The 11,598-nt window shown below is 58.4% G+C and carries 8 protein-coding genes and 1 pseudogene; 3 read left to right on the top strand and 6 right to left on the bottom strand.

Translation table 11 applies throughout. The features are described 5' to 3' along the window. A partial coding sequence (locus FN633_RS06870; RefSeq protein WP_154058849.1) for a helix-turn-helix domain-containing protein occupies nucleotides 1–692 on the top strand: 692 nt, incomplete at its 5' end. 6 nt (nucleotides 693–698) lie between these two features. Next, a pseudogene (locus FN633_RS06865) lies at nucleotides 699–785 on the top strand (oxidoreductase); the annotation flags it as partial. 93 nt (nucleotides 786–878) lie between these two features. On the opposite strand, the gene phoH reads toward FN633_RS06865, so the two are convergent. The 6 genes from phoH to putP all read right to left on the bottom strand — a co-directional run bounded on the left by phoH (nucleotide 879) and on the right by putP (nucleotide 7,204). After that, nucleotides 879–1,667: a phosphate starvation-inducible protein PhoH gene (gene phoH, locus FN633_RS06860; RefSeq protein WP_208673976.1), complete on the bottom strand. Its 789-nt coding sequence runs from the start codon at nucleotides 1,665–1,667 to the stop codon at nucleotides 879–881. Nucleotides 1,668–1,690: 23 nt separating this feature from the next. Further along, nucleotides 1,691–1,945 carry a hypothetical protein gene (locus FN633_RS06855; RefSeq protein WP_154057204.1) on the bottom strand — a complete coding sequence of 85 codons (255 nt, stop codon included), beginning with the start codon at nucleotides 1,943–1,945 and terminating at the stop codon, nucleotides 1,691–1,693. 223 nt (nucleotides 1,946–2,168) lie between these two features. After that, nucleotides 2,169–3,452, bottom strand: a complete 1,284-nt coding sequence (gene efeB / locus FN633_RS06850; RefSeq protein ID WP_154057203.1) for an iron uptake transporter deferrochelatase/peroxidase subunit — start codon at nucleotides 3,450–3,452, stop codon at nucleotides 2,169–2,171. 2 nt (nucleotides 3,453–3,454) lie between these two features. Continuing rightward, a complete protein-coding gene (gene efeO, locus FN633_RS06845; RefSeq protein ID WP_154057202.1) occupies nucleotides 3,455–4,582 on the bottom strand; it encodes an iron uptake system protein EfeO in 1,128 nt (375 codons plus the stop codon). A gap of 53 nt (nucleotides 4,583–4,635) precedes the next feature. Then, nucleotides 4,636–5,469 carry an iron uptake transporter permease EfeU gene (efeU, locus tag FN633_RS06840; protein ID WP_154057201.1) on the bottom strand — a complete coding sequence of 278 codons (834 nt, stop codon included), beginning with the start codon at nucleotides 5,467–5,469 and terminating at the stop codon, nucleotides 4,636–4,638. 229 nt (nucleotides 5,470–5,698) lie between these two features. Next, nucleotides 5,699–7,204, bottom strand: a complete 1,506-nt coding sequence (gene putP / locus FN633_RS06835) for a sodium/proline symporter PutP (RefSeq protein ID WP_154057200.1) — start codon at nucleotides 7,202–7,204, stop codon at nucleotides 5,699–5,701. A gap of 419 nt (nucleotides 7,205–7,623) precedes the next feature. On the opposite strand from putP, the gene putA reads away from it, so the two are divergent. Continuing rightward, nucleotides 7,624–11,586, top strand: coding sequence for a trifunctional transcriptional regulator/proline dehydrogenase/L-glutamate gamma-semialdehyde dehydrogenase (putA, locus tag FN633_RS06830; protein ID WP_154057199.1), 3,963 nt, complete (start codon nucleotides 7,624–7,626; stop codon nucleotides 11,584–11,586). Nucleotides 11,587–11,598 lie beyond the last annotated feature (12 nt).

Here is an 11,598-nt window from a genome sequence, read left to right as displayed (position 1 = left end):
CTCCGGCGCAAACCCTTAACACCCTGCCGATTGAAGTAGCAGACAGGCACTTCAGGGTTGGCGATCCGCGCGTTGCACCTGACATGCTGGCTCTGGTAGGCCACTGCGTATCTGACTCTTCCGATGCAGGGTTACTGGTTTCGCTTCTGCCTGAGTTTATTTGCGTGCGTGATGAAAAGCGTTTGGCGCTGCTTATGGGGTTGCTGAAAGAGGAAACGCAGGCGCAGCGGGCAGGAAAAGCGTTCATGCTGGCGCGGGTGACGGAATTGCTTTTCATTGAGGCCATTCGGTCTGGCAATGCCCTAATCACACCCGGGCTGGTACGCGGCCTGGAAGATCCTCGTATCGCTCAAGCTCTTCGGCTGATACATCAGGATCCCGCCAGGCGGTGGACAGTCAAATCGCTGGCCAACGGCTGCGCACTATCGCGATCGACGCTGTTTGAACGATTTACAGAAATGATTGGCATAACACCGATGGCTTATCTTCTCGCCTGGCGAATGGCGCTGGCTAAACAGATGCTTTGCCATACCGGTATCACTATCGCAGCGGTAGCAGAGCGCATTGGCTACGGCTCTGCCAGCGCATTCAGCGTAGCGTTTAGCCGTTATGTTGGTACTTCACCGGGAAAATATGCGCAACAGTGTGCTGGGGTAAATAATGGCGGAGGCGCGCTATCGACAGCGTATTAGCATTATGCGGGAATGGTCGCACGACTGGCGGGTCCAGAAGCGTCGTTCGTCACGGGCGTAATGCACACGATTGACGGCGCATTTGGCGCATAGCGGGTGGTCGGCTATTACCGTCGAACTCCGCGACAAAAAAACAAAGCCCGGCTACCCGGGCTTTGCGATCACATTCTCAACTACGCGAGTTCATCAGTAGTATGCCAGCAGCGTTCGCTGGCAGAGGGCCGAGCGCACGCAGTCATCTTTCGTGAAGCGGACGATGCCAATCATCTCATCTTCCTCAAAACGCGCCAGCGCATCGCTCAGGCCGGACTGGACGCCCGACGGCAAATCGCACTGGGTGATATCACCGTTAACGATCACGGTCACGTTCTCCCCGAGGCGTGTCAAAAACATTTTCATTTGCGCAGCGGTCACGTTCTGAGCCTCGTCAAGGATCACGACCGCGTTTTCAAATGTACGTCCGCGCATATAGGCGAACGGCGCGATTTCTACCTTACCAATCTCTGGCCGCAGGCAGTATTGCATAAAGGACGCTCCAAGGCGTTTGACCAGCACATCATAGACGGGCCGGAAGTAAGGAGCGAACTTCTCCGAGATATCTCCGGGTAAGAAGCCAAGATCTTCATCGGCTTGCAGGACCGGACGGGTGACGATAATTCTGTCCACATCCTTGTGGATCAGGGCTTCCGCCGCTTTCGCTGCGCTGATCCAAGTTTTACCGCATCCTGCTTCACCTGTAGCAAAAATGAGCTGCTTACTCTCAATTGCATTCAGGTAGTGCGCCTGAGCTTCATTACGCGCGACAATTGGCGAGTTATCACGGCTATCCCGCGCCATGCCAATTGATTCAACGCCACTCATCTGCACAAGCGAGGTGACCGACTCTTCTTCACGCTGTTTATGGCTGCGCGAATCTCGTCTCAGCACACGTTTAGCTTCACGACGAGCTTTGATCACTGCTTTCTGTCTTCCCATGGATAGCACCTTGAGTTGTAGGTTTACATCACACGCGCCGCTGCCGGCACGATTATGCGCACGAACGTCTGAGGTTTGGCTTCCTTGTAAGCCATGACTTGCTGATGAAAAGACGCGACAAACCCACCCACTGTGTCATTCGCCACGTCGGTAAATTCAGGTGTTGTGATGAGGAAAGAGGAGATTCTGGCGGTGAGACGATCGCTGTCGGTGGCGAGCTGTCCGCACCGAGCATGACGGTTTACGTTGAGTGCTTGTCCTGAGCCGGATGCTACCATTCGCGATCTCCATAGTGAATCGTTCACTGCCGGGAACTACCGCTGTTGTTATAAGTAAAACAAAATTTTTCATAAAAGCAACATTATATTTACCTAAATATAACGTTCCTGCGCCCTCATACCGAGCCAGTTTCTGACATTAATATTACAAATATATAACAGGATTACGCTCATAGAAAAAAATGATGGCTGTCCCCTGCCCCACAGGGTAGGAGACAGCGCGTTATGCCTCAAGCAGAGGCTGAGCAAGATAGTGCTGCGTTGCCTTTACGCCCGGCAGCGCAAAGAAGTATCCCCCGCCGATGGGCTTGATGTACTCCTCCAGCGCTTCGCCGTTGAGCCGCTTCTGCACCGTCAGGAACCCCTTCTCCAGATCGTGCTGGAAGCAGACAAACAGCAGGCCCATATCCAACTGGCCAGAGTTGGTGACCCCCAGCGAGTAGCTATAGCCTCGACGCATCATCAGGTTCGCTTCGGTCTCCGGCGTGCGCGGGTTGGCAAGACGTATATGGCTGTCGAGGGCAATAACGTCGCCGTCCGGATCGCCAGCGTAGTCCGGCACGTCATGCTCATGTTTCATACCCAGCGAAGCCCCGCTGTGCTTGTCCCGACCAAAGATAGTCTGCTGCTCTTTGAGCGGTGTGCGATCCCAAAACTCAACGTGGAACTGGATGATGCGTACCGCCTGATAGCTGCCGCCCACCGTCCAGGCGGGCTCCTGCTGGTCAGGCGTGACCCACACCACACTCTTCATCAGGGTACTGTTCCCACTGTCCGGGTTGCCGGTGCCGTCTTTAAAGCCCAGCAGGTTGATCGGCGTCTCTTTGCCTTTACTACGCGCCGCGTGATCGGAGATAAACCCTTCCCGCTTCCAGCGGATGCTGAGCAGATCCGGCGTGTACTTAATGATATCGCGCAGAGCGTGGATCACCGTATCCCCGGTGTTAGCGCAGATCTGCAGCAGCAGATCGCCGTGACACAGGGCGGCGTCTAGCGAATCGTTGGGGAATCGCGTCATCTTCTCCAGTTTGGCAGGGCGCTGCGGGCTTAAGCCAAAGCGGTCATCGAACAGCGACGCCCCTACCGAGACGGTGATGGTCAGGTTATCTGGCGCAATAAAGCCGCCAAGAATACCGGAGTCCATCGGCGGTAGACGTGGGTTAGGCGTTTCCGGCGCGGGACCGCCGGTGGTTAAAAACGCGATCCGCTGGGTCAGAAGACGAAACAGCCGTTCCAGCTCGGACTTGTCGCTGGCCAGCACGTCAAACGCCACCAGCATCATTGAAGCCTGCTGCGGCGTCAGGATCCCTGCCTGATGCTCACCATAGAACGGCTGGGTCTCCATCCGCGCATCCGGCGACAGGGTGCCGGGCGCGCTTGTCGGTTTGGCTGCATGGGCAACCGGACAGCCGCCCGCCAGCGCCAGCGCGCCACCCAGCGCGCCCATACTTTTCAATAAACGGCGGCGTGAAGGCTCGCTCACGCCGTCAACATCATGCTCTGTCATGCTTAATCCAGTCCGAGTACGCCGCGCAGCTGGGCCAGATCTTCCGCCAGGGTAGTGATCGGTCCTTTCAGCGCCGTGCGATCGGCGTCGGTCAGTTTGTCATAGGTTTCAAAGCCATCTTTGGTGCGGTATTTCGCGAGAATGGCATCGACTTTCTTGAAGTTGGCGTCCACCTTCGCCAGCAGGTCGGCGTTGCCTTTCTGCAGCTGCGGACGCAGCAGGTCGACAATTTTCTGCGCGCCGTCAACGTTAGCCTGGAAGTCCCACAGATCGGTGTGGCTGTAGCGATCCTCTTCACCGCTGATTTTGCTGGCCGCCACCTCTTCAATCAGCCCTGCCGCACCACCGACCACTTTTGATGGCGGGAAGGCCAGCTCGCTGATGCGTTTTTGCAGCTCCAGCACGTCGCTGTTGAGCTGGTCCGCATACTGCTCCATGCCTTTTGCGGAATTATCACCAAACAGCGCTTTTTCGAGGCGATGGAAACCGGTGAATTTCGGATCGGCGGCTTTCTGTTCGTAGTCATCTTCACGGGCATCAATGCTGCCGTCGAGGTCAGAGAAGAGTTCGGCGATGGGCTCAATACGCTCGTAGTGCTGACGCGTCGGGGCATAGAGCGCTTTCGCTTTCTCGATGTCGCCCGCCTTCACCGCATCGGTAAAGGCCCTGGTCTTAGCGACCAGACCGTTCATCTCCTGGGTCACGTAAGCTTTATACTCGGTGATAGCCCCACTCAGGCTCAGCAATGCGTCACCTTTCGCCGTGTCTGCCGTAGAGGCACCTTTGACAATCAGCTTGCCCTTGGGATTGGTCAGCAGGCCGCAGGTCATCTCGTATTCGCCCGGCTGCAGGTTAGCGGTCAGCTTCTGACTAAAGCCTGGCGCGATGTTCTCCCGCTCCTCAACTACCATTACACCCTTGAGGATCTCCCACTCCAGCGCTTTCTGGCTGTGGTTGAGGATAATGAACTGCGTCTTTCCGGCGTTAACCGTGAGGTTCATCGGTTCACACTGTTTATCCGTTACCGTAACCTTCACCTGAGGAACATCCGCCGCCTGGGCGTTAAACGCGCAGGCGAGCAGCGCGGCAATACCAACCTGTAAAGCACTACGACGAAAATGCGTTGCCATGACCTTTCCCTTTAAAAGTATGTTGTAACTATTGTTGCCACGCTGAGTAAACATCAGGAGGCCCCAGACGACATCTGCGCCCCTGGGCGCGGCGGCAGCATAAACAGCACCAGCGCCGGAATAAGATACGCAAACCAGACCACCATTTCACTGACGCTGGGTGCTTCCTGGTAGCCAAAGATGCCTTCCAGCAGGGTGCCAAACAGCGTGTGGGTGCTGAGGGTATTGCTGAGATCGAAGGCCACCTGCTGGAAATGGTTCCACAGGCCCGCTTCGTGGAAGGCACGGATCGCCCCCGCAGCCAGCCCGGCGGCCACCAGCAGGATAAACAGGCTGGTCCATTTGAAAAACGCGGCCATGTTAAGGCGGATGCCGCCCCAGTAGATCAGGAAACCAATGACGACGGCTGTCGCCAACCCGGTAAGTGCCCCCACCGGGGGCCAGATACCGACATCCTGCTGAAACGCCGCCAGCAGGAAGAAGACCGACTCCAGCCCTTCCCGCGCCACGGCAAAGAAGACCATCATAATCAGCGCCCAGCCGTGATGATTGCCCTGTTTGAGGGCGTTATCCACGGCCTGCTCAAGCTGGACCTTAACGTTGCGCGATACTTTGCGCATCCAGAAAACCATCCATGTCAGGATCACCACGGCGATGACGGCAACGATGCCCTCAAACAGCTCCTGTTCTTTCTGAGGAAACTCGCCGGTGGTTTCGTTGATGACGATACCGAGCGCGAGGCAGAGCGCGGCGGCGAGAAAAACGCCGATCCACATCACGCCTATCCAGCGGCCGCGTTGGGTACGCTTCAAATAGCTGGCGATGAGGCTAACGATCAGCGCCGCTTCGATTCCTTCGCGTAACATAATGAGAAATGGCACAAACATGCGATAAACCTTTGAATGTTAATCAGTGTCAAATGATGCAAAGAAAAGTAAATTTCAATGATAGTGATTATCATTACGCCAGCCGTAAACACAAGTCATTTCTGCGCGGAAGTTTCTCAGAATGTTACGCAGGACAGGCCGCATGCTGGAAGGTGAATTAAAGGTTGCGGAATTGTAATTAAGAAGTGGGAAAACGCACCGGAAAATGGCTCCGGTGCGTGTATAACGGTTAGTTTGCTACGCGTGGTTCCGGCTTGGTGTGGTAGTGCGCATCCGCCTCGGCAAAGCGCGCCTGCATGCTTGCCGACGGCGCTTTGTCCAGCAGGCTGAAGAGCACAATACCGATGCTGCCGAAGATAAAGCCTGGAATGATCTCGTACAGGCCCAGCAGTTCGAAGTGCTTCCAGACGATGACGGTGACCGCACCGATGATCATCCCCGCCAGCGCGCCGTTACGGGTCATGCGTGACCACAGTACCGAGAAGAGCACCACCGGACCAAAGGCGGCACCAAAACCAGCCCAGGCATAGCTCACCAGACCCAGCACGCGGTTTTCCGGGTTAGCCGCCAGGGCGATAGCCACCAGCGCGACCACCAGCACCATCACGCGTCCGACCCATACCAGCTCCGTCTGGCTTGCGTGTTTACGCAGAAACGCCTTGTAGAGATCTTCGGTGATAGCGCTAGAGCAGACCAGCAGCTGGCAGCTTAGGGTCGACATCACTGCTGCCAGAATGGCAGAGAGCAGCACGCCGGCAACCCACGGGTTAAACAGCACCTGCGCCAGTTCGATAAACACGCGCTCGGCGTTCTGGTTTACCGCCCCAGCCTGCCCCGGGTTGTTGGTGTAGTAAGCGATACCGAAGAAGCCTACGGCTACCGCACCGGCCAGGCAGAGGATCATCCAGGTCATGCTGATCCGGCGAGCGTGAACGATAGTGTGGTGGGAATCCGCCGCCATAAAGCGCGCCAGAATATGCGGCTGACCAAAGTAGCCCAGGCCCCAGCCCAGCAGCGAGACGATAGCCACAAAGTTCAGCCCTTTGAGCATGTCGACATTTTCAATGCTCTTCTGCTTGATTACCATCAGCGATTCGTCGAAGCCGCCTACAGAGACCATCACCATTACCGGGGTGAGGATCAGGGCGAAGATCATCAGGCTGGCCTGCACGGTGTCGGTCCAGCTTACGGCCAGGAAGCCGCCCACAAAGGTATAGAGGATAGTTGCTGCTGCACCGGCCCACAGCGCCGTTTCGTAGCTCATCCCAAAGGTGCTCTCAAACAGGCGCGCCCCTGCCACGATGCCGGAGGCACAGTAGATGGTGAAGAAGAGCAGAATAACCAGCGCAGAGATGATGCGCAGCACGCGGCTACGATCTTCAAAGCGGCCGGTGAAGTAGTCCGGCAGCGTCAGGGCGTTGTTGTTCACCTCGGTGTGCACGCGCAGGCGGCCCGCCACCAGCTTCCAGTTGATCCATGCCCCCAGCGTCAAACCAATAGCGATCCAGCTTTCAGAGATACCCGAGATAAAAATTGCCCCTGGCAGGCCCATCAGCAGCCAGCCGCTCATATCGGACGCACCCGCAGAGAGTGCGGTTACCATCGGCCCCAGGCTACGGCCGCCGAGAATATAGTCGTCAAAGTTTTTTGTCGATCGCCAGGCGACAAAGCCAATCAAAATCATGCCAAAGATGTAAATAAGAAACGTCACCAGCATCGGGGTGCTCATTGCCATTCAAAAGTCTCCAGATCTCTTCGTCAGCAAACGTCATATCTGCTGCCTTGACCTTTTCCGGAACGGGGAAAAGGTATCGTTGTTGTGTTGGGCGACCGTATCCTGCCGGAAGCGATTTCTAACCACAATCGATTTAACATGGCATTCACATGAATTACATCCCCGTTACGATACCATTTTCTAATAGGTTGCACTCGCTCACGCTTTGCAAGGTAACACCGTGCAAAAGTGTTAAGCACCGCATGGTTCCTGGGTTTTAAGAGTGCTAGCGCTAATTCTGAGAGCGGGATCGCCTTTAACAATCCATTCATTTTTCAGCTTGTTGACCGCGTCACAATTAACATGGTTGCACAAAGTTGCAACATGGTAGATATTCCTCGCTAACGAGTAGAGTGACGATAATAACGAGGAGTAGATGCATGGGTAGCACCACGATGGGGGTTAAGCTTGATGACGCCACGCGGGAACGTATTAAGCAGGCCGCGACGCAGATCGATCGCACGCCGCACTGGCTGATTAAGCAGGCCATCTTTAACTATCTTGAGCGCGTTGAGAGCGGTGACGCGCTGCCGGAGCTACCGGGCCAGATCAGCGGTACAGAGAGCGAGCAGGCAGACGCCAGCGTACCGAAAGACGAGCCGCATCAACCCTTCCTGGAATTTGCCGAACAGATCCTGCCCCAATCGGTGAGCCGTGCAGCCATCACCGCCGCCTGGCGACGTGCGGAAACCGACGCCGTGCCAATGCTGCTGGAGCAGGCGCGCCTGCCGGAGCCGGTTGGCGAGCGGGCGCAGAAGCTGGCCTACCGCCTGGCGGAAAAGCTGCGTAACCAGAAAACTGCCACCGGCCGTGCAGGGATGGTGCAGAGCCTGTTACAGGAGTTCTCCCTCTCCTCCCAGGAGGGTGTGGCCCTGATGTGCCTGGCCGAAGCGCTGCTGCGTATTCCGGACAAGGCCACCCGTGACGCGCTGATCCGTGACAAAATCAGCAACGGCAACTGGCAGTCGCACATCGGACGTAGCCCCTCGCTGTTTGTTAACGCCGCGACCTGGGGCCTGCTGTTTACCGGCCGCCTGGTCTCTACCCATAATGAAGCCAGCCTCTCGCGCTCGCTGAACCGCATCATCGGCAAGAGCGGCGAGCCGCTGATCCGCAAAGGCGTCGACATGGCGATGCGTCTGATGGGCGAACAGTTTGTTACCGGTGAAACCATTGCCGAAGCGCTGGCGAATGCCCGCAAGCTGGAGGAGAAGGGGTTCCGCTACTCCTACGATATGCTGGGCGAGGCGGCGCTGACCGCTACGGATGCGCAGGCCTACATGGTCTCCTATCAGCAGGCGATCCACGCCATCGGCAAAGCCTCCAACGGCCGCGGCATCTATGAAGGTCCTGGGATCTCCATCAAGCTGTCGGCGCTGCATCCGCGCTACAGCCGGGCGCAGTATGACCGGGTGATGAGCGAGCTCTATCCGCGCCTGAAGTCCTTAACTCTGCTGGCGCGTCAGTACGATATCGGGATCAACATCGACGCCGAAGAGGCGGACCGGCTGGAGATCTCCCTCGATCTGCTGGAAAAACTCTGCTTCGATCCGGATCTGGCGGGCTGGAACGGCATCGGCTTCGTCATCCAGGCCTATATGAAGCGCTGCCCGTTTGTCATTGACTACCTCACCGATCTCGCCTCCCGCAGCCGTCGTCGCCTGATGATCCGTCTGGTGAAAGGGGCCTACTGGGATAGCGAAATCAAACGCGCCCAGGTTGAGGGGCTGGAGGGCTATCCGGTCTATACCCGCAAGGTCTACACCGACGTCTCCTATATCGCCTGCGCGAAAAAGCTGCTCAGCGTCCCGAATCTGATCTACCCGCAGTTTGCGACCCATAACGCCCACACCCTGGCCGCCATCTACCAGCTTGCCGGGGAGAACTACTATCCGGGCCAGTATGAGTTCCAGTGCCTGCACGGCATGGGCGAGCCGCTCTATGAGCAGGTGGTGGGCAATATTGCCGACGGCAAGCTTAACCGCCCCTGCCGTATCTACGCCCCGGTCGGCACCCATGAGACGCTGCTGGCCTACCTGGTACGCCGCCTGCTGGAGAACGGCGCGAACACCTCCTTTGTTAACCGCATCGCCGACACCACCCTGCCTCTTGACGAGCTGGTGGCCGATCCGGTTAGCGCCGTTGAAAAGCTGGCGGCTCAGGAGGGCCAGATTGGCCTGCCGCATCCGAAGATCCCCCTGCCGGTGGATCTCTATGGCGAAGGTCGGGTTAACGCCGCCGGGCTGGATCTGGCGAACGAGCACCGTCTGGCGTCGCTCTCCTCTGCCCTACTTAACAGCGCACTGCACACCTGGCAGGCCGGGCCACTGCTGGAGCAGCCGGTAGAGGACGGCGAAATGGTTGCCGTGATCAACCCAGCCGAGCCGAAAGATATTGTCGGCTACGCGCGGGAAGCGACCCCTGCGGAAGTTGAGCAGGCGCTGGAGAGCGCGGTAAACACCGGCCCTATCTGGTTTGCCACCCCTCCTCAGGAGCGCGCCGCCATTCTGGAACGTGCCGCCATGCTGATGGAGGATCAGACTCAGCAGCTGATCGGTATTCTGGTGCGCGAAGCGGGTAAAACCTTTAGCAACGCCATTTCCGAGGTACGCGAAGCGGTGGACTTCCTGCGCTACTACGCGGGCCAGGTGCGGGACGATTTCGACAATGAGACCCACCGCCCGCTGGGCCCGGTGGTCTGTATCAGCCCGTGGAACTTCCCGCTGGCCATCTTTACCGGACAGGTTGCCGCGGCCCTGGCGGCAGGTAACAGCGTGCTGGCGAAGCCAGCGGAGCAGACGCCGCTGATTGCAGCCCAGAGCGTGGCCCTGCTGCGGGAAGCGGGCGTTCCTGCCGGTGTGGTTCAACTCCTGCCAGGCCGGGGCGAAACCGTTGGCGCGCAGCTGACCGCCGACAACCGTGTGCGCGGCGTGATGTTTACCGGCTCGACCGAGGTCGCGACCCTGCTGCAGCGCAGCATTGCGCCGCGCCTTGACGCCCAGGGTCGTCCGACCCCGCTGATCGCTGAAACCGGCGGTATGAATGCCATGATCGTTGACTCCTCGGCGCTGACCGAGCAGGTGGTGGTCGATGTCATGGCCTCGGCGTTTGACAGTGCGGGCCAGCGCTGCTCGGCGCTGCGTCTGCTCTGCCTGCAGGAGAATATCGCCGACCACACGCTGAAAATGCTGCGCGGCGCAATGGCGGAGAGCCGAATGGGTAATCCTGGCCGCCTGTCGACGGATATTGGCCCGGTGATCGACGCCGAGGCGAAAAATGCCATCGAGCGCCATATTCAGGCGATGCGGGCGAAAGGTCGTCCGGTGTTCCAGGCGGTGCGGGAAAACAGCGAGGATGCGAAAGAGTGGCAGACCGGCACCTTTGTTGCGCCAACGCTGATCGAACTGGACAGCATCGACGAGCTGAAAAAAGAGGTCTTCGGTCCGGTACTGCACGTGGTGCGCTTCAGCCGCAGCCAGCTGGATGAGACCATCCGCCAGATCAACGCTTCCGGCTACGGTCTGACCCTCGGGGTGCATACCCGTATCGACGAAACCATCGCTCAGGTTACCGGCAACGCCTACGTGGGCAACCTCTACGTCAACCGCAACATGGTGGGCGCGGTCGTCGGCGTCCAGCCGTTTGGCGGAGAGGGGCTCTCAGGCACCGGGCCTAAAGCGGGTGGGCCGCTCTATCTCTACCGCCTGCTGGCAAGCCGGCCGCAAAATGCGCTGGGTGTTACCCTGGCACGCCATGACGCAGTGCGTCCGGTGGATGCCCGACTGCGCAGCGTGCTGGCTCAACCGCTGGAGGCGCTGAGCGCCTGGGCGACCAGTCGTCCTGAACTGGTGGAACTCTGCCAGCAGTTTGGTGAGCAGGCGCAGAGCGGTACCCAGCGCCTGTTGCCTGGCCCGACCGGCGAGCGCAACACCTGGACGCTGCTGCCGCGTGATAGCGTGCTCTGCATGGCGGACAATGAGCAGGATGCGCTGGTGCAGCTGGCTGCGGTGCTGGCGGTAGGCAGCAAGGTGCTGTGGCCGGAAGATGGGCTGCATCGCGATCTGGCGAAGCAGCTGCCGCCTGCGGTGGCTGAGCGCATCGCCTTCGCCAAGCCGGATACGCTGCTGGCTCAGGCGTTTGACGCGGTGATCTACCACGGCGATTCCGACCAGCTGCGGGCGATCTGCGAGCAGGTTGCCGCCCGCGACGGCGCAATTATTTCAGTGCAGGGCTTTGCGCGGGGCGAAACGGCGATCGTGCTGGAGCGTCTCTACCTGGAGCGCTCTCTGAGCGTCAACACCGCCGCAGCCGGAGGCAACGCCAGCCTGATGACAATCGGGTAATGGTGTAATATT

Origin of the sequence: Pseudescherichia vulneris (assembly GCF_902164725.1) — a bacterium.
GTDB lineage: Bacteria > Pseudomonadota > Gammaproteobacteria > Enterobacterales > Enterobacteriaceae > Pseudescherichia > Pseudescherichia vulneris.
This window is presented reverse-complemented; position numbering and strand designations above follow the sequence as displayed.

Coding starts and splice junctions, on each gene's coding strand:
- phoH (WP_208673976.1), bottom strand. CDS start 1,667: ATGGGAAGACAGAAAGCAGTGATCAAAGCTCGTCGTGAAGCTAAACGT.
- efeO (WP_154057202.1), bottom strand. CDS start 4,582: ATGGCAACGCATTTTCGTCGTAGTGCTTTACAGGTTGGTATTGCCGCG.
- efeU (WP_154057201.1), bottom strand. CDS start 5,469: ATGTTTGTGCCATTTCTCATTATGTTACGCGAAGGAATCGAAGCGGCG.
- putP (WP_154057200.1), bottom strand. CDS start 7,204: ATGGCAATGAGCACCCCGATGCTGGTGACGTTTCTTATTTACATCTTT.
- putA (WP_154057199.1), top strand. CDS start 7,624: ATGGGTAGCACCACGATGGGGGTTAAGCTTGATGACGCCACGCGGGAA.
- efeB (WP_154057203.1), bottom strand. CDS start 3,452: ATGACAGAGCATGATGTTGACGGCGTGAGCGAGCCTTCACGCCGCCGT.
- FN633_RS06855 (WP_154057204.1), bottom strand. CDS start 1,945: ATGGTAGCATCCGGCTCAGGACAAGCACTCAACGTAAACCGTCATGCT.